This window comes from Stenotrophomonas geniculata, assembly GCF_034508895.1.
Lineage (GTDB): Bacteria > Pseudomonadota > Gammaproteobacteria > Xanthomonadales > Xanthomonadaceae > Stenotrophomonas > Stenotrophomonas geniculata.
The window spans coordinates 3,793,083-3,815,850 of sequence record NZ_CP140571.1 but is presented as its reverse complement, the minus strand read 5'-3'; the positions used below and the strand labels follow the sequence as shown (position 1 = coordinate 3,815,850).

20 protein-coding genes are annotated in these 22,768 nt (G+C 67.6%); 11 read left to right on the top strand and 9 right to left on the bottom strand.

Going from position 1 to position 22,768, the window contains the following annotated elements:
- Positions 1-4 precede the first annotated feature (4 nt).
- From RI032_RS17625 to RI032_RS17590, 8 genes are all read left to right on the top strand, one after another.
- Positions 5-1,261, top strand: a complete 1,257-nt coding sequence (locus tag RI032_RS17625) for a CpaE/TadZ family protein (protein WP_049455076.1) — start codon at positions 5-7, stop codon at positions 1,259-1,261.
- Complete coding sequence (locus tag RI032_RS17620; RefSeq protein ID WP_010485132.1) at positions 1,246-2,595, top strand: TadA family conjugal transfer-associated ATPase; 1,350 nt, start codon at positions 1,246-1,248, stop codon at positions 2,593-2,595. Before RI032_RS17625 ends, RI032_RS17620 begins: the two co-directional genes overlap by 16 nt.
- Positions 2,596-2,597: 2 nt before the next feature.
- Positions 2,598-3,554: a type II secretion system F family protein gene (locus tag RI032_RS17615; RefSeq protein ID WP_049410331.1), complete on the top strand. Its 957-nt coding sequence runs from the start codon at positions 2,598-2,600 to the stop codon at positions 3,552-3,554.
- Positions 3,555-3,582: 28 nt separating this feature from the next.
- Positions 3,583-4,518 (top strand): type II secretion system F family protein, encoded by a 936-nt coding sequence (locus RI032_RS17610; protein ID WP_049410333.1) that lies wholly within the window; start codon positions 3,583-3,585, stop codon positions 4,516-4,518.
- Positions 4,518-5,414 (top strand): tetratricopeptide repeat protein, encoded by an 897-nt coding sequence (locus RI032_RS17605; RefSeq protein WP_010485125.1) that lies wholly within the window; start codon positions 4,518-4,520, stop codon positions 5,412-5,414. Before RI032_RS17610 ends, RI032_RS17605 begins: the two co-directional genes overlap by 1 nt.
- Entirely contained in the window at positions 5,411-5,869 is a 459-nt protein-coding gene (locus RI032_RS17600) for a DUF3613 domain-containing protein (protein WP_322547397.1), read from the top strand. Before RI032_RS17605 ends, RI032_RS17600 begins: the two co-directional genes overlap by 4 nt.
- Before the next feature lie 8 nt (positions 5,870-5,877).
- On the top strand, positions 5,878-8,037 hold the full coding sequence (locus RI032_RS17595) for a TadG family pilus assembly protein (protein WP_322547396.1): 2,160 nt from the start codon (positions 5,878-5,880) through the stop codon (positions 8,035-8,037).
- Between the two features lie 99 nt (positions 8,038-8,136).
- Positions 8,137-8,850 (top strand): DUF2968 domain-containing protein, encoded by a 714-nt coding sequence (locus RI032_RS17590; RefSeq protein WP_019337873.1) that lies wholly within the window; start codon positions 8,137-8,139, stop codon positions 8,848-8,850.
- Positions 8,851-8,919: 69 nt separating this feature from the next.
- Here RI032_RS17590 and RI032_RS17585 read toward each other — a convergent pair whose 3' ends face one another.
- Positions 8,920-9,306, bottom strand: coding sequence for a hypothetical protein (locus tag RI032_RS17585; RefSeq protein WP_029379992.1), 387 nt, complete (start codon positions 9,304-9,306; stop codon positions 8,920-8,922).
- A gap of 186 nt (positions 9,307-9,492) precedes the next feature.
- Between RI032_RS17585 and RI032_RS17580 the strand changes: the two genes are divergently transcribed.
- Positions 9,493-10,317 (top strand): alpha/beta fold hydrolase, encoded by an 825-nt coding sequence (locus RI032_RS17580; protein WP_322547395.1) that lies wholly within the window; start codon positions 9,493-9,495, stop codon positions 10,315-10,317.
- Positions 10,318-10,439: 122 nt separating this feature from the next.
- Here the strand turns inward: RI032_RS17580 and RI032_RS17575 are convergent, their stop codons facing one another.
- From RI032_RS17575 to RI032_RS17545, 7 genes are all read right to left on the bottom strand, one after another.
- Positions 10,440-12,086 carry an MFS transporter gene (locus tag RI032_RS17575; protein WP_134958865.1) on the bottom strand — a complete coding sequence of 549 codons (1,647 nt, stop codon included), beginning with the start codon at positions 12,084-12,086 and terminating at the stop codon, positions 10,440-10,442.
- The gene (locus RI032_RS17570) at positions 12,080-13,363 is read right to left on the bottom strand and encodes an alginate export family protein (RefSeq protein ID WP_322547394.1); all 1,284 of its coding nucleotides are present in this window, start codon (positions 13,361-13,363) and stop codon (positions 12,080-12,082) included. The genes RI032_RS17575 and RI032_RS17570 overlap by 7 nt, the downstream gene beginning before the upstream one ends.
- Positions 13,342-15,189, bottom strand: coding sequence for an amidohydrolase (locus tag RI032_RS17565; protein ID WP_322548277.1), 1,848 nt, complete (start codon positions 15,187-15,189; stop codon positions 13,342-13,344). Before RI032_RS17565 ends, RI032_RS17570 begins: the two co-directional genes overlap by 22 nt.
- Before the next feature lie 119 nt (positions 15,190-15,308).
- On the bottom strand, positions 15,309-15,734 hold the full coding sequence (locus RI032_RS17560; RefSeq protein ID WP_019337879.1) for a DoxX family membrane protein: 426 nt from the start codon (positions 15,732-15,734) through the stop codon (positions 15,309-15,311).
- A gap of 2 nt (positions 15,735-15,736) precedes the next feature.
- On the bottom strand, positions 15,737-16,393 hold the full coding sequence (locus RI032_RS17555; protein WP_322547393.1) for a hydrolase: 657 nt from the start codon (positions 16,391-16,393) through the stop codon (positions 15,737-15,739).
- On the bottom strand, positions 16,390-16,833 hold the full coding sequence (locus RI032_RS17550; protein WP_019337880.1) for a helix-turn-helix transcriptional regulator: 444 nt from the start codon (positions 16,831-16,833) through the stop codon (positions 16,390-16,392). The genes RI032_RS17555 and RI032_RS17550 overlap by 4 nt, the downstream gene beginning before the upstream one ends.
- A 50-nt stretch (positions 16,834-16,883) precedes the next feature.
- On the bottom strand, positions 16,884-17,216 hold the full coding sequence (locus tag RI032_RS17545) for a hypothetical protein (RefSeq protein WP_322547392.1): 333 nt from the start codon (positions 17,214-17,216) through the stop codon (positions 16,884-16,886).
- A gap of 96 nt (positions 17,217-17,312) precedes the next feature.
- Here RI032_RS17545 and RI032_RS17540 point away from each other — a divergent pair, with 96 nt between their 5' ends.
- Positions 17,313-20,342 carry a sensor histidine kinase gene (locus RI032_RS17540; RefSeq protein ID WP_322547391.1) on the top strand — a complete coding sequence of 1,010 codons (3,030 nt, stop codon included), beginning with the start codon at positions 17,313-17,315 and terminating at the stop codon, positions 20,340-20,342.
- Positions 20,335-20,988 (top strand): response regulator transcription factor, encoded by a 654-nt coding sequence (locus tag RI032_RS17535; protein WP_322547390.1) that lies wholly within the window; start codon positions 20,335-20,337, stop codon positions 20,986-20,988. Before RI032_RS17540 ends, RI032_RS17535 begins: the two co-directional genes overlap by 8 nt.
- A 581-nt stretch (positions 20,989-21,569) precedes the next feature.
- On the opposite strand, the gene RI032_RS17530 is transcribed toward RI032_RS17535, so the two are convergent.
- A complete protein-coding gene (locus tag RI032_RS17530) occupies positions 21,570-22,763 on the bottom strand; it encodes an MFS transporter (protein ID WP_057504433.1) in 1,194 nt (397 codons plus the stop codon).
- Positions 22,764-22,768 lie beyond the last annotated feature (5 nt).

Here is a 22,768-nt window from a genome sequence, read left to right as displayed (position 1 = left end):
GCCCATGCCCTATGCCACTGCCCAGCCGCTGCATCCGCAAGGACCGCCGATGAACCTGGTCCTGTATGGAATGGATCGCGAACTGCTGCCCCGGCTGGCGGCCAAACTGCCGCCGACCACTACCCTGCACTGGCAGGACAGCAGTACGCCGACCTCCGCCCAGGATCTGCAACGTGGGCCGCAGAGCCTTGTGCTGCTCGATTTCCGCCCCGAACATGCGGCCGCCTCCAGCGTGCTGGCGCAGCAACTGCAACAGACAGAGCCGGATCTGGCATTGGTTGCCGTCGGTGCCACCAGCGCCGGCCAGGTGGAAGGCGTCGTCATCGCATTGCGGGCGGGCCTGCGTGATGTGCTGGATCTGGACAGCGACAACGTCGGCATCGAGGCCGCGCTGCGCCGCGCCCTGTCGCCACGACCGGCTGCCGCCGCGCAGCACGCGCACAAGGCGCGCCTGATCGTGCTGCTGGGCGTGCGCGCCGGGGTCGGCACCAGTACGCTGGCCGCACATCTCTCGGTGCTGGCACAGCAGACCCGTGCGCTGGCACAGGGCGAGGCACTGCATCAGGACGGCCTGCTGATGGAGCTGGCCCAGCCTTCGGGTGACCTCGCGCTGTACCTCAACCTGGACAGCCGCTTCCATTACGAAGACGCGCTGCGCAACGCCAGCCGCATCGATGCCACCCTCGCCCGCACGGCCATGGCCCGTCACGATTCCGGGCTGGTGCTGCTGGACCGCGCCAGCGGCAGCGATGCGGTACCGCCGTCCGATCCGGGTGCGTTGCTGCAGCGCCTGCGCACCGTGTTCGCCAGCGTGCTGTGTGATGCCGGTGGCTGCCCGCTGCGTCAGCTGCCGCCGCTGCTGCTGGACCAGGCCGACGAGATCTGGCTGGTCACCGATGCCTCCATCGCCACACTGGTGTCGCTCGACCAGGCACTGAAGCATCTTGCCGGGCAGCGCGAACGCGAGAAGCGCCTGCAGCTGGTGATCAACCGCCACGATGACAGCAGCGGCATGAGCCCGGAGCAGATCGCGCGCCGCTTCGAGGTGCCCCTGCTGGCGACGCTTCCCGAACGACCGCGCGTGCGCCTGGCTGCCAGCCAGGGCCACCTGCTGCTGCAGGATGCACCGCGCGACCCCTACCTGCGTGCCCTCGCTCCGCTGGTTTCGCGCCTGGATCCGGCTGCTTGCCCGGTCCAGGCGCAGGGCCTGCGGGAAAGACTCTCCCTTGCCCTGGGTGGATCGCAATGGAAGACAAGGTAACCCCGTTCCCGCATGCCGTTGCCCGGCCGGTGCTGCCCGAAAGCTCGCCGGGCCACCAGCCGTTCGCGCAGACCGAGCAGTACCAGAAGGTGCTCTCGGCCGCGCATGAGCACCTGCTCAACAGCATCGAGGACGAGCGCATCGACATCGATTCCTGGGCCCCCGACACCATCGCCCGTTGGGTGCAGGTGCAGACGGTGGGCTTCATCCAGGAGTGGCGCATCCCGATCAACGAAGAGGAAATGCAGGTGGTGGCCAACGGCCTGGTCAAGGAGCTGACCGGCTTTGGCCCGCTGGACGACCTGCTGCACGACGCGTCCATCGAAGACATCCTGATCAACGGTTTCAAGGATGTGCACGTGTCCCAGGGCGGCCAGCTCAAGCGGGCCACCCAGCGCTTCACCGACGATACGCATCTGCTGCGCATCCTGCGCCGCATCCTCGCCCCGCTTGGGCGCCGGCTGGATGACTCCAATCCGATGGTCGATGCGCGCCTGCCCAACGGCGGCCGTCTCAACGCGATCATCTCGCCACTGGCGGTGGATGGACCGATGGTGTCCATCCGCAAGTTCCGCAAGGACCCGTTCACCCCCGATGAACTGCTGGCCAAGGGCACCTTCGATGCGCCGATGCAGGCCTTGCTGAAGGCGATGGTGCTGGGCCGCTGCAACATCCTGGTATCCGGCGGCACCAGCTCCGGCAAGACCTCGCTGCTGAACGCCCTGGCCAGCTACGTCCCCGCGAACGAGCGAGTGATCACCGTCGAGGACACCGCCGAGCTCTCGCTCAACCACCCGCATGTGGTCCGCCTGGAAAGCCGTATCGGTGGCGCCGAAGGCCACGGTGCGGTCAGCATCCGCGATCTGGTCCGCAACAGCCTGCGCATGCGCCCCGATCGCATCGTGGTGGGCGAGGTGCGCGGCGCCGAGGTCCTGGAAATGCTGCAGGCAATGAACACGGGCCACGACGGCTCGATGGCCACCATCCACGCCAACTCACCGCGCGACTGCCTGTACCGGATCGAGATGCTGGCCGGCTTTGCCGGCTTCCAGGGCAGCGAGGACAGCCTGCGCCGGCAGATCGCCAGTGCCATCGACTTCATCGTGCAGATCTCGCGCCTGGGCAGCGGGCGCCGCGTGCTGGTATCGATCACCGAGATCACCGGTGTCAGCGACAACCTGATCACCACCCAGGAAATGTTCCGCCACGAGCTGCAGATCGACGGCAACGGCAAAGAGATCGATCGCTGGGTCGGGCTGGGCTTCCATCCGCACTCACACAAGCTGGAGCCGTTCCGCCAACAACTGCGTGAATCGCTCTACGGAGACTTCTGAGCATGGGAACCGGCGCGCTGCTGGGCATGTTGAGCATCATCGCGGTGCTGCTGGCGCTGGCAGCCTGGCTGTGGGGCACGGCCAGCAGCCGTGAACAACGCCAGGTTTCAATGCGGCACGCCGAGCAGCAGCTTTCGCGCGGAAGCGCCACGGGCGGAGCACCCGCCGGGCCGTCCGTCACCGCTGCCAACGATCCGGCGCGGCCCGCCAGTACCGGGCGCCGCGTGCTGCCGCTGGATGGCCTGCTGCAGCGCGCAGGGCTGCAGACCGGCTGGAAAATTCCCATCATGCTGCTGGTACCGGGGCTGGTACTGTCGGTGGTGGCGATGCTGCGGCTGGGCACCGCATGGATGTTTCCGCTGACCCTGCTGCTGTACCTGCTTGGCTGCTGGCTGTGGGTGATGCGGCGGACCACGAAGCTGCGTGCGCAACTGCTGCATCAGCTGCCGGACTTCCTCGACAACCTGGTGCGGCTGACGGCACTGGGCAACAGCCTGCAGGCCGCGTTCCAGGTTGCTTCGATGCAGACCAGCGCGCCGTTGCGCGGGCTGCTGGACACTACGGTGCGCTTTGCGCGCAGTGGCATGGAGCTGGACCGTGCACTCGCACAGGCCTCGCATCCCTATCGCATGGATGTGTTGAAGGTGTTGTCGGTGGTGATCGGTGTCAGCGTGCGCATCGGCGGGCGCTCCGACCAGATCCTGCAGCGCATGGGCGATTTCATGCGCGATCTGGAACAGGCCCAGCAGGAGCTTGCGGCAACGACCTCGGAGACGCGCATGTCAGCCTGGGTGCTGGGCCTGCTGCCACCGGCCTGCGCGGTGCTGATGGCGATCGCCAGCCCGGACTTCTTCCAGCCGGTGCTGCACGATCCGCTTGGCCACAAGATCCTGCTGCTTGCACTGGGCATGGAGCTTGTCGGTGGCTTCCTGCTGTATCGCCTGGCCAAATCGCTATGAACCACCCCCGCCCCGCCGGAGACGACCGATGAGCGCCAGCGCCTGGTTCGCCCTCTCCCTGCTCGTACTGGCTGCAGGTATCGCCCTGCTGGGTATCGGCGGCTGGGTACGCAGCCATCGTGAGCAGCGTACAACGGCCACGTTGAAGACCGCCCTGCAGCCGCGCGAGGCGTCCCGTGACCCCGAACCTGCACGGCACGATTCGCTGGGCTGGCTCGAACGCTTCGGCCGTGCCCTCAGCGGCGGCCGCCTGGAAGCGGCATTGCTGGCCAATGAAGACCGGCTGCTGTTGGATCTGGCCGGGTGGAACACCCGCCGCGGTACGGCCATCTACCTCGGCCTGCGCCTGCTGCTGGCCGTGCTGGTGCTGGTACTGGTGCTGACATTCAGCAGCGTCACCGGGCTGGCCAGGATCATGGTGATCATCGGCGCATTGGCCGCTGGCCTGCTGCTGCCCAAGTTCATTCTCTCCTCCTGGGTGAAGCGGCGCCGGCGCGCGGTCGACAACGAGCTGCCGCTGCTGATCGACCTGCTACGCCTGCTGCAGGGCGTGGGCTTCAGCATGGACCAGAGCCTGCAGACGCTCGGCGACAAGCTGCGCGATGCATTGCCGGTCCTCGGCGGCGAGCTGCAGGAGGCCAACGTCGCCTATACCCATGGCCGCACGCGCGCACAGTCGCTGCGCCGGCTGAGCGAGGTCTATGCAGACGATGACCTGACCAGCCTGATGCAGCTGATCCTGCAGGTGCACGCCCATGGCGGCGCGGTGCAGGAGCCACTGCGGCAGTTCAGCATCCGCCTGCGCGAACAGCGTCGCAACACGCTGAAGGAAAAGGTCGGCAAGCTCTCGGTGAAGATGACCGTGGTGATGATGCTGACCCTGCTGCCAGCGCTGATGCTGGTCCTTGCCGGCCCGGCGCTGGTCGCGCTGGCCACTACCATGTCCAAGATGGGGTCTCCCTGATGCCTGCCCTGCGCACTTCCTGCCTGATTGTTGCCCTGGCCGCCGTTGCCGGCGCCAGCGGCTGTGCATCGACCACACCGAAGTACCTGCGCGCGCCCAGCCTGGCCGCGCCCGAACCGGCGCCGCAGGACAGCCGCAATGCCTACCTGGAGCTGATCGAACGCATGCAGCAGCAAGGCGCATGGTATGCCTCGCTCGCCCACGTCGACGCCTTCCGTCAGCGCTACGGCGATCCGCCGGCATTGCGTCTGCTGCAGGCCGACGCGCTGCGCGAGACCGGCCAGGCCGATGCTGCGATCGCCCTGTACCGCGATCTTTCCAGTGGTCCCCAGGCCGCCGCGGCCGCACATGGCCTGGGCCTGATTGCCGCGCGCCGCGACGACGACGCCGGCAGTGAGCAGGCACTGGCGCGGGCGACCGAACTGCAGCCATTGAATACAAGCTATCTCGGCGACCTCGGCTATGCGCGGCTGCGCGCCGGGCAGTTCGAGCGCGCGCGCGAACCCCTGGCCAAGGCGCTGGAGCTGTCGCCGGGCAATGCCAAGGCCACTGCCAACCTCGCGCTGTGGGCGGTGCTGCGTGGCGATACCACCACCGCCGAACGCCTCGCCCAGCAGGCCAACCTCAACGACGAGACCCGGCTCAGCATCCAGCAGCAGGCGGCGCAGATCCGTGCCCGCCTGCAGCAACGCCAGGCCGCATCGGCCGCTGCCGCAGCCGTGCCGGCCACTGCGCGTGCTCTCGCCAGAGATGCCGTCGGCAACCCGCCCGCCGCCACGCGACTGGCGGCGGAACCACGCCGCGACAGCCGCGACGAACGCGATCCGCAGCGCCTGCCGCCCTCGATGCTGGAACGCTTCAGCACCTCCGACCACCCGAACGGGAACACACCATGACCGCGACGCCCCTGACCCGACGCCTGCTGCCCGTTCTGATCTGCCTGTTACCGGCCACTGCCGTGCAGGCGCAGCAACAGCCGCTGACCGGTCAGATGCTTGGCGGCAGCATGCCGGCTGTGCCGACGTCGCAGCCGCTGCAGTCCGAGTCACTGGCCACCGTGGACCTGATGGCCCCGCCAGCACCGGTGCCGCAGGCGGCGCCCGCAGCAGTGGCCATCACCGATGGCAATGCTGCAGCCGCGCGACCCGGCCGCAGCCAGATCGGCGATACCACGCGCAACCTGTTCCGCCTGCAGGCATCGGGGCAACAGGCCGGGCAGCACCTGCCGATCCTCGGCGACCAGGCGACGCTGAGCTACGCCCGCTACATGAAGAGCTTCGAACACGAGATCCCGGACTTCTTTGAAACCGATGTCGCCAAGTCCAAGGGATCATCCTCATCCGGACGCTGAGGTAGGCCATGAAACGCCCACGCCAGTTCAGTTTCAGCCGCCCACGGGGCGGCATGTCGATCACCATGATGCTGGTCATGCTGGCGTTGCTGGCGATGCTGGGCCTGATCGAGATCGGTTACCTGTTCTGGGCCAAGCGCGATGCGCAGAAAGTCGCTGATCTGGCCGCACTGGCTGGAGCGCAACGGCTGGAGCTGTGCACCTCGGACAACAGCGACAACAGTGCTGCGCGGCAGAGCGCACTCACCCAGAACAGGTTCGCTGGGAGCCTGGAAATCCGTTGCGGAAACTGGAACGTGACCCGGGCCACCGAGGGGCACTTCAGCCCGGCCGTCGATGCTGCGAATCAACGCAACGCCGTTCGTGTCATCACCCGCCGCGCGGTGCTTCCCTTCTTCGGGCAGAACAGCAGCCTGCCGACCGTGACCGCCCAGGCCGTGGCGCGCCGTGCAGAGCCCACGGCGGTTTTCAGTGTCGGCTCGCAACTGCTCCGCATCAACGGCAACACACCACTGGGAAATGTCCTGAAACTGGTGGGTGCCGACCTCGACAAGACCACCCTGCTCGGCTACGACGGCCTTGCACAGGCGCATATCACCCCGAACGGACTGCTGCGGGCACTGGGCATTCCGATCGACGTCAACATGGGCGTGGCCGAGTTCAACAATCTGCTGGCGGGCCGCAAGGTCAAGCTGGGCAAGATCCTTCAGGCGACCGTTGACCTGCTCACCCAGCAGGGCGTTGCCCACGTGGACCTGAGTGCGCTGGAGAATGCCCTGGTCGTGCAGGGCATCGACCTCAAGCAGCTGGAGGTGAAACTCGGCTCCGATGACAGCGGCGGCGGCTTGTTCGCACGCGTGGTCGCGCCGGATGGAACGATTTCCAGCGCGCTGCAGGCCGATGTCAATGTGCTGGACCTCATAGGGACCAGCATCAGCATAGCCAATGGCGGCCGCGCGGTCTCGGTCAATGACCTCAACCTGTTGGGCCTGGTCAATGCGAAAGCCGCCGTGGTGGAGCCGCCGTCGATCGCCATCGGAGGCATTGGCTCGCGCGCCTACAACGCGCAGATCCGCGTCTTCCTCGACATCGACACCAACAACATCCCCGTTGCAGGCGGCGTACTTTCACTGCTGGGCATCCGCCTGAAGCTGCCGGTCCATGCAGACGTGACCAATGCAATGGCGACCCTGACCAGCCTGCAATGTGGCAGCACGCCTCCCACGGCGACGATCAAGGTCGAGTCCTCCGTGCTGCGCGCCTGCGTCGGCAAGGTGGCCGACAGCGAGCGGTTTTCCAAGCAGAATGTCTGTGGCGACACCCTGCAGAAGGAACAGATGCTGACACTGCTCGGCGCCCCGTTGATAAATGACAGCATCAAGGTCAATACGCTGACCGACACGCAAAGCCTCACCCTCCCCGCCGGCGCGACCGGTTCAACCCAGGTCAACTCCCTGGAGGTGGGCACCGCCGTGTCCGAGCTGGTCAGCGAACTGCTGCGCGTACTGTCCGGGGTGCTCGATCCGCGCGACGATGGCATGAGCCAGGGCTCGACCGCAGCGCAGTTGGCCGATCGCTACCTGAAAGCAGCCAACGTTGGTCGCAAGCGATACGATGTCGACGCAACCATCAAGCTGCTGGAATTCGGAGACAGTACGCAGGGATTGAAACCACTGGGAAACTGGGACATCACCAAGGGGGTACCGACCAGCTGTGTGCTGGTGACCTGCATGGTCGACGGCAAGGTCTGGCAAGGATTCCGCAACGCAGTGACCGGGGTTGGCTCGGGGCTCCTCGATGGCGTCCTGGGAGCGCTTGTGGGTGGGCTGCTGGTCAAGCAGTGCAACAGCCTGATCGGCGCCCTGGATGACACCACCTACAACAATTGCATGAAGTACAACCTGACTTCCTACCTGCAGACCGCCGATGCCGGCTTCCTGGACCAGTTCGCCGGCGACGGCGTCACCGCCCCCGGCAATGGCCCGGTCAGTTGTTCGGGCCTGCTGTGCTTCCTGCTGAAGCCCGCCCTGGACGTCCTGAAGCCGCTGCTCAACAGTGTCGGCTCGCTGCTGCGCTCGCTGCTGGCCCAGGTACTGGGCCTGGAACTGGGCCGTACGGATGTGCATGTCCAGTCCATCCAGTGCACGCCCGCACAACTGGTCTACTGACCCGTGACGGGCGCCCTTGGCGGCGCCCGCGCACATGCTAGACTCCCGGCGGGGAACCACCTTCATCTCAACCCACACTCATCCGTGGATGGTCTAGACATGCGAGAAACTTCAGGGGGCGCGGTCTTCGCCCGGCACGCGCGCGGCGCGGCACTGCTGGCCGTGGCCATGATGCTGGTGGCACCGGCGGCGATGGCTGCCCGTAGCGACCGCGAAGCAGCCGCAGAGCCGGCCGCACGTACCGCACCGGTGGTGCGCAATACCGTTGACGAGCTCAAGCAGCTGATGGATGCCCGCCAGCTGACCGAGCTGCGCACCACCTACAACGGCAATTACGGCGCCAGCCTGCTGTTCAATGCCAACACCCTGACCTACTACGTCGCCCTGTTCCAGGAGAAGAATTTCTGGCGGGTGATCAAGACCGATGCCGTCGACAACGCCGAGCGTGTCTACCGCACCTTCGCGCAGCAGTCCGAGCAGCTGGCCCAGGTCTACATCGACACCACCCGCCTGGAGGCCGGCAAGCGCTATACCGAGCGCCTGGTGGCCTACAACGAGGAACGCCTGCGCACCCTGCAGCAGGAAATGGAACAGCAGCAGGCACAGTCGGCCCAGGTCAGCGCCGCCCTTCAGCAGGCCCAGCAGCAGGCGGTCAGCCTGAGCAGCGACGTGCAGAGCACCAACAGCCAGTTGGATTCCCTGCAGCGCCGCATCCAGATCCTGCAGGCCGAACAGGGCAACCCGGAGCTGAGCCTGCCCAAGCCGGACAGCGTGCCCTCGCCGGCACCGGCGGCTGCCAGCGACGGTCGCTGAGGTCCAGCACCTCGCATCCTGTCCAACGGCGCCTGCGGGCGCCGTTGTCGTTTCCGGCACCATTTCGTTTCAGCGGCACGCCTCATGCACGGCATCGTCCAGTTGCCGGCGCTGCACGAAGTCCATGCGCTTGCCATTGGCCAGCACCTTTGCGCGTTGCTGCCGCGCGCGCTCACAGGCGGCAGGATCCGCGCTGATCGATATCAGTGCAGCCCGCGCACGCGCCTGCCGTACCACACGCGGACGGCTTGAGGCTGGGCTCGCCGCCTTGGCCATGGTTGCACCCGTTGAGGCCGGCTCCGCCGGCACCTCCCAGCGCCATTCCGCATGCCCCTGGCACGGCGTCTGCTGGTAGACCGGATGCGGCCCGTCCACGCATTTGTAGACGTTGGTCTGAGCGTGCGCGCCCGCGGCCAGCAGCAGGCACAACAGCGGACTCCAACACGCATTCAACATCGCAGGCTCCTCAGCAGGGCTACCGCCATCCTCAATGCCGGAACGGCTTCGTGCCAGAGCGATATGCGTCACATCCGGTGTAATCCAGCACAGCCGTGCAAGTCGCCGGCCTGGCGCTGCGCTGTACTGCCGGAGGCACCGGCACAACTGCCAGTGCCTTCCCTCCCTTCCGCCAAGGAAACCGCAATGAGCAACTTCGTCACCGTCGCCGACGGCGCCCGCATCTTCTACAAGGATTGGGGTACCGGCCAGCCGATCGTGTTCGCCCACGGCTGGCCGCTGTCGTCCGATGCCTGGGACCCGCAGATGCTGTTCATGGGCCAGAACGGCTTCCGCGTGATCGCTCACGACCGTCGCAGCCACGGCCGCTCCAGCCAGACCTGGGACGGCAACGACATGGACACCTACGCCGATGACCTGGCCGCAGTGATCGAAGCACTGGACCTGAAGGATGCGATCCTGGTCGGCCATTCCACCGGTGGCGGCGAAGTGGCCCACTACATCGGCCGCCACGGCAGCAAGCGCGTGGCCAAGGTGGTGCTGGTCGGCGCGGTGCCGCCGCTGATGCTGAAGACCGAAGCCAACCCGGCCGGCACCCCGTTGGACGTCTTCGACGGCATCCGCAAAGGCACCGGCGGTGACCGCTCGCAGTTCTTCAAGGACCTGACCACGCCGTTCTTCGGCGCCAACCGCGACGGCAACACCGTTACCCAGGGCATGCGTGATGCGTTCTGGCTGCAGGGCATGCTCGGTGGCGTCAAGGGTCAGTACGACTGCGTGCACGAGTTCTCGGAAGTGGACTACACCGAGGACCTGAAAAAGATCGATGTGCCGGCGCTGGTCGTGCACGGTGATGACGACCAGATCGTGCCGTTCGATGCCTCGGCCAAGCTGTCCTCGCAGATCATCAAGGACGCCGAGTTGAAGGTGTACCCCGGTGCACCGCACGGCCTGACCGTTACCCACGCCGACCAGTTCAACGCCGACCTGCTGACGTTCGCACGCAAATGATGTCCCGCGGTGGCGCCCCAGGGCGCCGCCGCTCCTTCGGTAGTGCCGGCCGCTGGCCGGCAACCCGATCATCCATCGTGATCACGCGCAGCCGGCCAGCGGCCGGCTCTACCACCTGCGGGTCAGATGTCGGTGTGGTGATGCGGCACGGCGGCAGGCAGCGGGTCATGCCCACCCACGAAGTGGCGTACCACCGGTGCGCGCTCACCGCGATGCAGTTCCCGCAGCACTTCCTGGATCGCCTTGTCGTCGGCGGTGATGCGCTCGTGCTGGCGCAGGTGCTCCAGCCACGACGGGGTCACGAAATACTCCAGGTGGATGCCCGGGCTGGCCACATCCTCGACCACGCCCCAGACCACGGCCCCATCGCGGCGGCGGATCGTGCCCAGCGCGCGCATCTGCGCCTGGAACGCGGCACGATCAGCATCGTCGATACGGTACTCGATGGTGACCAGCACCGGGCCGCGATCGTTCGACACCGGCACCGACAGCTCTGGTGCCGGCCAGTGCCCGGCCGGACGCAGGTTCAGGTCTTCGGTACCGGCGATGCGCACACGCCACACCAGCAATCCGCCGATCACCGCACCTGCGGCAGCCACCAGCAACGCCAGCTCCGGCGAGGTACGCTGAGCCAGCGCACCCCAGCTCAGGCCACCGGCCGCCATGCCGGCGGAGAACACCATGATGTACAGCGCCAGTGCACGCGCGCGTACCCACGCTGGTACCGCGGTCTGGGCGGCAATCTGCAGTGACGACAGCACGGTGATCCAGGCAAAACCGTTGATCAGCATCACCAATGGCAGCACGTACCAGCTGCGGGTCAGCGCCAGCCCGACCAGGCTCAGCGCAAGTGAGAGCGTGGCCAGCAGCACCAGCAGGTCGCGATCCATCTGCGCGCGCAGCTTCGGCAGCAGCAAGGCACCGCCCACTGCACCGATACCGATGCAGCCCAGCAGCATGCCGTACTGCCCGGCCCCACCGTGCATCTGCCCACGCACCACCACCGGCAGCAACGCGTTCATCGCCGCGGCAAAGAAAAAGAAGCCGACCGACTTGATCAGCACGGCCTGCAGGCGTCCGGCACGGCTGGCATAACGCAGGCCCGCCTTCAGTCCTGCACCAAAACCTTCCGGCGGAAGGCTCGACTGTTTCGGGTCGCGTTTCCAGCCCCACACCACGAACAGCATCGCGGCGAAGGTGATGGCGTTGAAGCCGAACGCCCAGACCGCACCCAGCTGCGCCACGATCACACCGCCGATAGCCGGGCCGATCGAGCGGGCGATGTTGATGCCGATCGAGTTCAGCGCCACTGCCGAAGCCAACATCGGCTGCGGCACCAGTTCGGACACGATCGCGGCCTGCGCCGGCATCGCCATCGCTGCACCGCACCCCATGCAGAAGGTCAGCAGCACCAGCAGCTGCGGGGTCAGCATGTCCATCGCAGTCAGCGCCGCCATCGCTGCCGCGACCAGCAGCATCCAGCCCTGGGTCGCCAGCAGGTACCTGCGGCGATCGACGATGTCGGCAAGCGTTCCGGCGGCCAGCGCCAGCAGCACGATCGGCACGGTGGTGGCCGACTGCACCAGGGCAACCATCAACGGCGAGCCGGTACGCTCGGCCATCACCCAGGCGGCGGCCACGTCGTTGACCCAGGTGCCGATGTTGCTGGCCAGGATCGCCAGCCAGATCGAGCGGAACATCCTGATCTTCAGCGGGGACCAGGCACCTGCGGCCTGTGCGGGGGGTTGCGACGCGGTTGCGTTCACCATTGCCATGCTCCAACGATCGAGGCGAACAGCGTGTCCTGGCCACCGGCCTGCTTCAGCGCAGGACCCGCATCGATCCAGGCCAGCTGCAGCTGCCATTGCCAGTGTTCGCTGGCCTGCCAGCGGGTTTCGGATTTGTATTGGGTGCCTATCCGGCGTGCACCTCCGGCCGTGCCGGGCAAGGCCACCAGGGGTGCCGGCGTGGTGTACACCGCATCGGCACGACGATGCTTCCAGGCCATCTGTACGCCCAGCTCCGTCGTCACCGCGTCGTGCAGGCGGAGGGTCAGGGTCGGCTGGACGTCCATCAGGTTGGCCGGGGCCAGAAGGCTGGCCTCGCTGAAGTAGGCCGATTTCGGGAACAGTGCATTGAAGGTTCCCAGGCGGCCGTCATGCAGATTGCCATCGCCACTGGCGATGTCCGCCTTCAGTCCCAACCGCGGTTGCAGCGGCAGGTCCGTCCAGCGCCAGCCGGTGTCGGTGGCCAGCGTCCAGGCGCGGATGTCGAGCGTAGCTGCCGATGTGCGCAGTTCACCGCCCTGCGCCACCAGTTCACTGTTCCAGTCCAGTGAACCGGACTGGCCGAACCAGCGCGCACCCACGGTCTGCCGCCGTTCGATGCCGAAACCCGCCGAGAAGCGTGCTCCTTCCCGGCGGTAGTCCAGCAGGTACAGATCCCACTGTCCTGCGCCCTGCCCGCGTGCCGTGGTGGCATAGGCACCCCACAGGTGGGCACCGTGTTCGCCATGATCATCGAAGGCTCCCGGCCGGTTCTGCACCGGCCGCAGCGCCATCAGGTCAAGCGTACCGAGGCGGCCCTTCCAACCCAGGCGCGCACCGTCGAAGGCCAGGCGGATATTCGGCCCATCGCGCACCGACAGCAGCCGCGAGCTGCCATAGCCGGCTTCCTGCCGGCCCAGTTGCAGGTGGAAGCTGCCACGCTGCCAGCGCCAGTACGCCTGCTGCACGTCCAGCGCGCTGCGGTCGGTGCGGCCAGGGCCGCCTGCCTTGCCATTCTCGGCATGCACGCCCAGCTGCAGCTTCGCCTGCCAGCTGTCCTCCGCATAGGTGGCCGAGGCCAGCGCGCGCAGCAGGCCGTAGCCATCTTCACTGCCACCGATGCCGAACCGGGTCGGGTCGTAGTACAGGCCACGCAGGCGCAGCGAGGCGTCCCACCGCAATTGGCCGCCGCCGGCGCCAGTGCAATGGCCACCCTCGCAGGCCAGCGCCAGCGATGGCACGGCCAGCAGCGCCAGGCTCAGAACGCGAAGCACGAACATCCCATCGCGCCCCAGAACACGGTCAGGTCATCGGTGGGCGCCGCATGCTGCGCGGCATGCCCGTGCACGCCGTGGGTACTGCAGGCCGCGCCGTGATGGTGGCGATGGGCAGTGGACAATCCGGTGGCGGCGCCCCCGACATGGTAGCCACCGAAACGGTTGACCGGCGACCAGTCCGGCATCGCCGGCGGCAGCTGCGGCGCAAGCCCCGCATAGTCGCCGTCGGCATGCACGATGCGCCCACCGACCACGGTCAGCACGCTGGTGATGTCGGCGATCTGCGCATCGTCGACGCGGAAGAAGTCGGCCGAGAGCAGGATGAAGTCGGCCAGCTGGCCGGCTTTCAGCGTGCCCTTCACGGCCTCGTCGCCGGAGAACCAGGCGCTACCCTGGGTCCACAGGCGCAGCGCCTGTTCGCGCTCCAGCAGATTCTCGTCGCCATACAGGGCCAGGCCACCGACGGTACGCCCGGTCACCAGCCACGACAGCGCCACCCATGGGTTGTAGCTGGCCACGCGGGTGGCGTCGGTACCGGCACCGACCGGCACGCCTTCGGCCAGCATGCGCCTGACCGGCGGCGTATGCCGCGCGGCCTGCACGCCATAGCGCTCGACGAAGGCTTCGCCCTGGTAGGCCATGCGGTGCTGCACGGCGATGCCGCCCCCCAGCGCGCGGATGCGTTCGATGTTGCGCGGGGTGATGGTCTCGGCGTGGTCGATGAACCAGTGCAGGCCATCGAACGGCACCTCACGGTTGACCTGTTCGTAGACATCGAGAATGCGGCTGATGCTCTCGTCGTAGGTGGCGTGGATGCGGAACGGCCAACGCTTCTCGACCAGCAGCTTCACCACGTCGTGCAGTTCCGGCTCCAGTTCTGCTGGCAGCTCCGGTCGCGGTTCGTTGAACAGCTCGAAGTCGGCCGCGGAGAACACCAGCATCTCGCCGGCACCGTTGTGGCGCAGCAGGTCATCGCCCTGGCGCGGCTGCAGGATCTCGCTCCAGCCACGGAAGTCATCCACTTCCCTGCCCTTGTTCTGGGTGAACAGGTTGTAGGCGATGCGCACTGTCAGCTGGTCATCGCGGTGCAGCTGCTCGATGACCTGGTAGTCCTCGGGATAGTTCTGGAAGCCGCCGCCGGCGTCGATCACCGAGGTGATGCCGAGCCGGTTCAGTTCGCGCATGAAGTGGCGCGTCGAGTTCGCCTGGTATTCGATCGGCAGGCGCGGGCCCTTGGCCAGCGTGGCGTACAGGATCAACGCATTGGGTTTGGCCAGCAGCAGCCCGGTCGGGTTGCCCAGCGAATCACGTACGATCTGCCCGCCCGGCGGATCCGGCGTGTCCTTGCTGTAGCCGCACGCGCGCAGCGCGGCACGGTTGAGCAACGCGCGGTCGTACAGGTGCAGCAGGAACACCGGCGTATCCGGCGCGATGTCATTGATCTCCTGCAGCGTCGGCAGGCGCTTCTCGTTGAACTGCGCGGCAGTGAAGCCACCGACCACGCGTACCCACTGCGGTGCGGGCGTGCGGTCGACCTGGGCCTTCAGCATGTCCAGGGCGTCGCCCAGCGAGCGCAGGCCGTCCCAGCGCAGTTCCAGGTTGTAGTTCAGGCCACCGCGGATCAGGTGGGTGTGGCTGTCGTTGAGGCCGGGCAGCAGGCGCCGGCCCTGTGCGTCGATCAGGGTCGCTTCATTGCCCCAGCCGCGCATGATCTCCTCATCGCTGCCGACGGCGACGATGCGTCCTTGCTGCACAGCCAGCGCCTGCGCATGCGGCTGCTGCGGGTCGAGGGTGGTGATGCGGGCATTGCGGATGACCAGCGTGCTCATGCGACGCTCCTTGGAAGTGGAATCGAGTGCGGCAGCGGCGCGGCCGGCCAGGCCGAGCGCTACAGCAGCGCCGCTGGCCAACACCACGTTGCGGCGGCCGTGATCGAGGGGATCGTGACTCATGCGAGGTCTCCCGGAAGGCGATGGACGTCCAGTGCCCAGGTGCCCGGCCCGGCCAGCGCGATGGCCAGCAGTACCGTGGTCCACATCACCGGGTACTCACTGCCGCCGCGCATCCAGAACCAGCCCCTGGGCAGGGCCAACAGGACGGTGAAACCGATGAAGGCGGCCGCCGCAAGCGCAGCGATACGGGTCTGCCATCCCAGCAGCACGGCCAGCCCGGACAGCACCTGCAACAGGGCCAGCAACAGTGGCAAAGGTGCCACCGCTGGCAGCCCGAAGCCGCGCAGCTCGGTGGCGAAACCAGAGAGCCCCGGACCGCCGAACCAGCCGAACAGCTTGCCCAGCGCGTGCGGCAGCAGGAAGCCTCCAGCCGCCACGCGCAGCATCAGCAGGGCCAGGTCGAGGCCATGGCCAGCCAGCATGCTCAGTGCCCGCCTTCCTGCGCGCCGAACATGCGCTTGGCGTACTGGATGCCGATGCCATAGCCACCCGCGTGATCGCGCGCGATGCAGGTGGTCAGGTCGTAGGTTTCCCCGCGTGCCCAGTCGCGCTGCAGTTCGAGCAGGTACTGCACGCTGGTCATCGGCACCGCGCCGGCCTGCACCATGCGGGTGATCGCACGCTCGTGCGCTTCTTCGCTGACATCACCACAGGCATCGGTGATCACATATACCTCGAAGCCCTGCGCCAGTGCCGACAGCGCCGGGCCGACGATGCAGACGCTGGTCCACAGGCCGGCCATCACCAGCCGGCGCTTGCCGATACGGTTGATCTCGTCGATCACCGGCTGGTCTTCCCAGGTATTCATCGAGGTGCGGTCGAACACCGTCTGGCCCGGGAAGATCTGCGGCAGTTCGGGGAACATCGGGCCGGAGAACGAGGCTTCCGCCACCGTGGTCAGCAGCACCGGCACGTGGAAGCCCTTGGCACCCTTGCTGATCAGCGACACGTTGTTGCGCAGCGCGGAGATGTCGATGGTGTGCGTGGCAAACGCCATCTGCGACTGGAAGTCGATCAGCACCAGGGCGTGGTCGGTCGGCGACAGCAGCGCCGGGGCGGGAGTGGCGGTGGCAAGGCTCATGGATGGACTCCGTTGGAAACACGATCAAGGGGAAGCAACAGGGCGGCATCGCCGGCGACGTACTGGCCTGGGCTGCAGCCGGTCTCCGCGCGGAAGCTGCGGACGAAATGGCTCTGGTCGAAGAAGCCCAGCTGCTGGGCCAGGCAGGCCATCGGCAACTGCGCACCCGGCAGCAGCTGGCGCGCACGCTCGATGCGGCGGCGACGCACATAGCGCAGCGGGCTGGCACCGGTACCGGTACGGAACAGGCGCACCAGATGGAAGCGGCTGACGCAGGCGGCCGCCGCCAGTTCGGTCACCCGCAGCGGCTGCGACAGGTGTTCATCGACATAGCGCAATGCACGCTGCAATGCTGCGACCTGCTGTGGTGCCAGCGACGCAGCGGGGAATTCCTGTGGAGTAACGGTGGCCATCGAGGTCGCCGCGAGGGGGTGGCCCATGGTGCGGGGCGCCTGCACGATGCCCTACCCCCGTCGGTCGAGGCCAGCACCTACCCGAATGGGGGAGGCCGGCGGCCGATCACGCGGCGACCGAACAGCCGTGCGTCCAGCGAATAGGCGCCCGGCCCCAGCACCAGCAGGGCCAGAGGCAGCAGCGCCAGTGGCCAAGGCCCGGGCAGCGTGGACAGACCCACGGCCGCCATCACTGCCGCCAGTGGTGTCAGCACACCAAGTGCGAGCATCGCTACGGCCAGCAGGTACAAGGCCGACCACCAGCCGCCTGGCATATCGGGCCCGCAAAGAGCGGCCGCAATGCACAGCCGCAGCCACAGCAGGCCGAGGCCCGGGCCACGGTCGGGAAACATCACGAACAGGCGCTGCATGACCGGGCTCCACGGGGCATGCCGGCGTGATATCGGAACGGACCGCGTGCCGCCTACCCCGTTCGGGTCACCCTGGCCTGCCCCGCACCTGCCAGAATGCGCACCATGCGTGGCCGCCCCTTCCCGTTCCTGCGTCGCTTACCGGCGCTGCTGACGTGCCTGCTGTTGATGACCGCCCTGCCCGCGCTCGCCGTGCAGCGCCCCGCCCTGAGCAGCGGACTGCCCGGCTACGAGCACACCGCATGGCGGGTCGGCCAGGGTGCGCCTGGCGATATATGGGACATTGCGCAGGACCGTGATGGACTGCTGTGGCTGGCGACCGGTTCTGGCCTGTACCGCTTCGACGGCCGCCGTTTTGAACGCCAGGCGCCACCACCGGGCAGCAGCTTCCCGTCCACCAACATGGTCACCCTGGCAGTCGGGCGCGACGACGCAACGTGGATCGGCTACTTCCAGGCCGGCATCAGCCAACTCGCACGCGGCCAACTGCACAACTACGGTCGGCAACAGGGCGTACCGGTCGGCGTGGTGCCGCACTTCAGCCAGGACCGCGAGGGCCGCCTCTGGGCAGCGATCAATGGTGGGCTGCGCTGGTTCGATGGCCGGCGCTGGCAACCCCCGCCGGCCTCCGCCGGGCTGCCGGAACACCGCGTGCAATGGGTGTTGCATGACAGCCGTGGCACGTTCTGGGTACTGGCGGATCTGAAGATATGGATGCGCGGACCCCACCAGGCGGCCTTCATTGATACCGGCATCGCCGTCTCGCAGATGGCAACACTGGTGGAGAACCCGCAGGGTGAGGTGTGGCTGGCCGACCGCGTCCGTGGCGCCTCGCCACTGGCAAACGCACATGGTCTGCTGACCGGGCCCGAACGTGAGGCGAGGCGCCTGCCCGACCTGGTCGCTGCCCGCATGCAGTTCACCACCGACGGCGCGCTGTGGGCGACGATGAGCCCGCATGGAGGCGTCGCCCGGGTCACGTTCGACGGCACCCGAGCCGTGCGCATGGAGCGCTTCGATTCACCGCATGGCCTGACGGCCACCTCGGCGGTGCCGATCATCGCCGACCGCGAGGGCAACCTCTGGGTAGGTACCAATCTTGGCCTCAACCGCTTCCGCGCGCGCAGCGTGCACACCCTGGCGGTCGGCCCCAGTGATCCCTACCGCTCGCTGGTGCGCACCACTGACGGACGGGTCTACGGCTACGGTGAAGACCTCAAGCCCTACGACCTGCGGCGGTCCCTGCTGGAAGGCAGCGCCGCACAGCTGCAGGCCGCAGCGCGGCAGGCACCTGCGCCGATCTGGCAGTTCGATTGGGTCAATCTGGCGCGCACTGTCGAAGGCCGTACCACGCTGATTCCGCTGCCCGCGCCGTTCACCGGGCAGCCGCTGCACGCCCTGCTGTTTCCCGACGAGACGCAGGCCTGGGTATGCACGGGCGAACGCGGTGTGCTGCATTACCGGGACGAGCAATGGCAGCGGGCGAGTCGCCTGCCCGAGCAGGCCTGCTCCTCCCTGGCGCTGGACGCCCATGGCCAGCTGCTGCTCGGCTACGCCGATGGTCGCGTGCGCCGGATGGGCACCACGACCATCGATGCCTTCGGCGCAGCGCAGGGCCTTTCGGTAGGGCCGGTGACCGCCCTGCTGCAGCATCAGGACCTGCTGCTGGTAGCCGGCGAAGCCGGACTCGCCGCACGCATCGGCGAGGGGCCCTTCGTTGCAGTGCGCACCGACATGGCCGGCGTCCTCGAAGGCATCACCGGCATGGTCGCCGATGCGGGCGGGCATCTGTGGCTCAATGGCAGCCGTGGCCTGGTGCGTCTTGAGAGCAGCCTGTTGCGCCGAGCAATGCAGGCAGGGCAGCAGGTGACGCCCCGCCTGTTCGATGCGGTGGATGGCATGCCCGGCATTGCCCTGCAGAGCGGGCCGATCGCCACCGCCACCCTGGCCGACGACGGTCTTCTGTGGCTGGCGACCAACCAGGGCCTGGCCTGGCTGGACACCAAGCGTTCGCACGTCAACACACTGGCACCCAGCGTTCGCATCGGCGACGTGCTGTATGGCAGCGAACAGCAACCACTGCGGGACGGCCTGCGCCTGCCGGCCGGCACCAGCCAGCTGCAGATCGACTACGTGGCGCTTTCACTGGCCCGCCCGGAGCGCAACCGCTATCGCTATCGACTCTCCGGCGTCGATGACGGCTGGCAGGACGCAGGCAGCAGCACCCGCGCCTATTACACCAACCTGGCGCCGGGAAGCTATCGCTTCGACGTGGAAGCCGCCAATGAGGACGGCATCTGGAGCACGGTCCCGGCCAGCCGCAGCTTCCGCATCGCGCCCACCTTCATCCAGACCGTGTGGTTCAAGCTGCTGTGCGTGGCCGCCGTGCTGGCGCTGCTCGTACTGGCCGTGCGCATCCGAAGTGGCCAGCTCGCCGCGCTGTTCCGCGCGCGCCTGCAGGAACGCAACGGCGAGCGCGAGCGCATCGCGCGCGACCTGCACGACACCTTGCTGCAGGGCAGCCAGGGCCTGATCCTGCGCCTGCATGCAATCAGCCAGTCCACGCAGACGCCAGAAGCAGTGCGCGGCCAGCTGGAGTCGGCGATGCAGCTGGCCGAGCGCAATCTGGCCGAGGGCCGCGAACGCGTCAACGCATTGCGCGACGGCCCTTTCGCCGGCCGCGACCTGGCTTCGGCATTGGCCGATGTGCATGCCGAGTACGCGGGGCATGGCACCAATCCTCTGCGCCTGACCGTTGAGGGCGCGACGCCATCACTACAGGCCGATGCCGCGGAGGAAGTGTTCCTGATTGGTCGCGAGGCCATCCGCAACGCGTTGCGCCACGCCAACGCCAGCGCCATCGAAGTGGAGCTGTCGTACGGCACGCGTTGCTTCCTGCTGCACGTGCGCGACGATGGCGTCGGCATCGCCGACGAGAACGCCGGCCATGGTCATTGGGGCCTGCAGGGCATGCGCGAACGTGCACAGCGCCTCGGTGCGGAACTGCAGCTGTGGACCCGCGCCGGGCTGGGGACCGAAGTCGCGCTGGCGGTTCCCGCCCGGCGCCTGTATCACCGCCGCCCATCGCGTTGGCGATGGCCCTGGAGTAAAGCAAACCATGACTGAGTCCCCTGCCCCGATCGGCGTGCTGGTGGTCGACGACCACCCGTTGCTGCGTGACGGCCTGGCGGCGCTGCTGGGCGCCCATTCCGACCTGCGCCTGCTGGGCGAAGCCGCCGATGGCGAGGAAGCCATCGCACGCTACCAGCAGCTGCAGCCCGACGTGGTGCTGATGGACCTGCAGATGCCACGCCTGGATGGCGTCGAAGCGATCGTACGGATCCGCGCGATGGACCCGCGTGCGCGCATCATCGTGCTGACCACCTACCGCGGCGATGTACGCGCGGTGCGGGCCCTGCAGGCGGGTGCCAGCGCTTATCTGCTGAAGGACATGCTGCGCCACGAACTGGTCGACACCATCCGCACGGTGGCCGGTGGCCGCCGTGCGCCGATTCCTCCAGCGGTGGCCGCCAGCATCGCCGCGCATGTGATCGAAGACCGCCTGTCACCGCGCGAGACCGAGGTACTGCGGCACGTGGCCGGTGGCCTGTCGAACAAGCGCGTCGGCGAGCGCATGCAGATTTCCGAGCAGACGGTGAAGGCCCACATGAAGAGCCTGATGGACAAGCTGGGCGTGGGTGATCGCACGCATGCGGTAACCCAGGCGCTGCGCCGCGGCATCATCAGCCTGGACGACAGCGGTCACGATTAGGGGGTTGTTCGGCAGGGCTTGCAGCCCTGCACCCGCGGCAGTGCCGGCCGGTGGCCGGCAACCTCAACAGCAAAAGCGGGCTTTCCGTGGGATGGCGGAGCGGTGCCGGAGTGCGGGGACGCGGCAAGTACGTCCCTGTAAGCTTGGCAGCCGCATCCGTGCGGCTGACACCCCGCACTCCGACACCGCCCCACCTCTGACAGATTCCGATGGCGGTTGGTAGGTGTCGACCTTGGTCGACACTTCTGTCAGATATCGAAATCAATCTGACCCCAAGAGCCGTTCCAACACACCGCAGGAAACTGTCGAAGGCGGGGTGGGTCCGGTTGCGGGGGCGTGAGCGCCATGGGCCCGAGGCATGCCTCGGGCGGGTTGGGCAGGACGCCCAACCCCGGTCTTGCCGTGTGCGCAGGACAGCGCACACGAGCAAGGCGCGACCGAGCCTCCATGGACGGATTCACGGCGTCCCCCGCAACCGGACCCACCCCGCCTACCTACAGGAACCCCGCCGTTGCTGTTGCCGTTGCTGTTGCCGTTGCCTCCAGCAGGTGCAGGGCTGCAAGCCCTGCCGAACACCACCCCTACTTCAAACGCAGCAGCAAGCTGCCGCCCGCACATACCACCGCCAACCAGGCCACGCCGTGCCACCCCCACTGCGCCAGCGCCAGGCTGCCCAGCGCACCACCGGCAGCCATGCCGATGAACATGCCGGTGAACAGCAACGCATTGAGCCGGCTACGTGCCGGCGGCACCAGGCCATAGACCAGCGTCTGGTGCGCCACCAGCGCCGACTGGAAGCCGAAGTCGAACAGCAGCGCACTCACCACCAGCAGCGGCAGCAGCGCGGCGGCCGGCAGCCAGGACTCAGCCAGCAGCAGGCCGAAGCCCAGCAACGCCACCGCGATCGCCAGCCGCGCCACTGCATGGCAACCCAAGCGATCGGCGAATCGACCCGCAAATGGTGCGGCCAGTGCACCGGCCGCACCCGCAATACCGAACGCACCCGCCGCCGCACTGCCCAGGCCCAGACGAGCATGCAGCATCAGCGCCAGGGTCGACCAGAATGCACTGAAACCCACCGCCAGAAGCGACTGGCTGGCCACCGCACGGCGCAGCTGCGGCTGCTCGCGCCACAACGCCAGCAATGAGCCCAGCAACGCCGGATAGCGCAGCGTGCTGGTCGGTGCAAAACGCGGCAGCGCACGCGCCATCACCGCGCCCATCGCCGCCACCGATACCGCAGCCAGTACGAACTGCGTGCGCCAACCCCACGCTTCAGCCACCACGCCACTGACCACGCGCGACAACAGGATGCCCAGCAACAAGCCGGTCATCACCCGGCCGACGATCTGCCCGCGCTGCGCATCCGGTGCCAGCACCGCAGCGGCCGGCACGATGTCCTGCGCCAGCGTGGCCATCAGCCCGACCAGCAGGCTGGCCATCAGCAGGCCCGGCAGGTGCCCGGCCATCGCTGCAGCACCCAATGCCAGTGCCAGCAATGCAGATTTCAACAGGATCAGCTTGCGGCGGTCGAACCGGTCACCCAGCGGCGCCAGCAGCAGGATGCCCATTGCATAGCCAAGCTGGGTCAGGGTCGGTACCAGGCCAGCGGCGCGCTCACCCGCGCCGAGGTCCTGGGCGATCAGGCCCAGCATCGGCTGGCTGTAATAGAGCGAGGCGACCGAGAAGCCGGCGCCGGCCGCCATTGCCAGCACCAGCGGGGTGGAGGGTGCAGTCGCGGGTGCGGCGGCGACGGACAGCGAAGGGGTAGACATGGGGG

Bases quoted from the DNA above. Each gene is read 5' to 3' on its own strand.
- RI032_RS17580 (WP_322547395.1), top strand. From the start codon at position 9,493: ATGAGCAACTTCGTCACCGTCGCCGACGGCGCCCGCATCTTCTACAAG.
- RI032_RS17550 (WP_019337880.1), bottom strand. From the start codon at position 16,833: ATGGGCCACCCCCTCGCGGCGACCTCGATGGCCACCGTTACTCCACAG.
- RI032_RS17600 (WP_322547397.1), top strand. From the start codon at position 5,411: ATGACCGCGACGCCCCTGACCCGACGCCTGCTGCCCGTTCTGATCTGC.
- RI032_RS17610 (WP_049410333.1), top strand. From the start codon at position 3,583: ATGAGCGCCAGCGCCTGGTTCGCCCTCTCCCTGCTCGTACTGGCTGCA.
- RI032_RS17565 (WP_322548277.1), bottom strand. From the start codon at position 15,189: ATGAGCACGCTGGTCATCCGCAATGCCCGCATCACCACCCTCGACCCG.
- RI032_RS17555 (WP_322547393.1), bottom strand. From the start codon at position 16,393: ATGAGCCTTGCCACCGCCACTCCCGCCCCGGCGCTGCTGTCGCCGACC.
- RI032_RS17570 (WP_322547394.1), bottom strand. From the start codon at position 13,363: ATGTTCGTGCTTCGCGTTCTGAGCCTGGCGCTGCTGGCCGTGCCATCG.
- RI032_RS17615 (WP_049410331.1), top strand. From the start codon at position 2,598: ATGGGAACCGGCGCGCTGCTGGGCATGTTGAGCATCATCGCGGTGCTG.
- RI032_RS17540 (WP_322547391.1), top strand. From the start codon at position 17,313: ATGCGCACCATGCGTGGCCGCCCCTTCCCGTTCCTGCGTCGCTTACCG.
- RI032_RS17545 (WP_322547392.1), bottom strand. From the start codon at position 17,216: ATGCAGCGCCTGTTCGTGATGTTTCCCGACCGTGGCCCGGGCCTCGGC.
- RI032_RS17595 (WP_322547396.1), top strand. From the start codon at position 5,878: ATGAAACGCCCACGCCAGTTCAGTTTCAGCCGCCCACGGGGCGGCATG.
- RI032_RS17620 (WP_010485132.1), top strand. From the start codon at position 1,246: ATGGAAGACAAGGTAACCCCGTTCCCGCATGCCGTTGCCCGGCCGGTG.
- RI032_RS17605 (WP_010485125.1), top strand. From the start codon at position 4,518: ATGCCTGCCCTGCGCACTTCCTGCCTGATTGTTGCCCTGGCCGCCGTT.
- RI032_RS17590 (WP_019337873.1), top strand. From the start codon at position 8,137: ATGCGAGAAACTTCAGGGGGCGCGGTCTTCGCCCGGCACGCGCGCGGC.
- RI032_RS17585 (WP_029379992.1), bottom strand. From the start codon at position 9,306: ATGTTGAATGCGTGTTGGAGTCCGCTGTTGTGCCTGCTGCTGGCCGCG.
- RI032_RS17560 (WP_019337879.1), bottom strand. From the start codon at position 15,734: ATGCTGGCTGGCCATGGCCTCGACCTGGCCCTGCTGATGCTGCGCGTG.
- RI032_RS17625 (WP_049455076.1), top strand. From the start codon at position 5: ATGCCCTATGCCACTGCCCAGCCGCTGCATCCGCAAGGACCGCCGATG.
- RI032_RS17530 (WP_057504433.1), bottom strand. From the start codon at position 22,763: ATGTCTACCCCTTCGCTGTCCGTCGCCGCCGCACCCGCGACTGCACCC.
- RI032_RS17535 (WP_322547390.1), top strand. From the start codon at position 20,335: ATGACTGAGTCCCCTGCCCCGATCGGCGTGCTGGTGGTCGACGACCAC.
- RI032_RS17575 (WP_134958865.1), bottom strand. From the start codon at position 12,086: ATGGTGAACGCAACCGCGTCGCAACCCCCCGCACAGGCCGCAGGTGCC.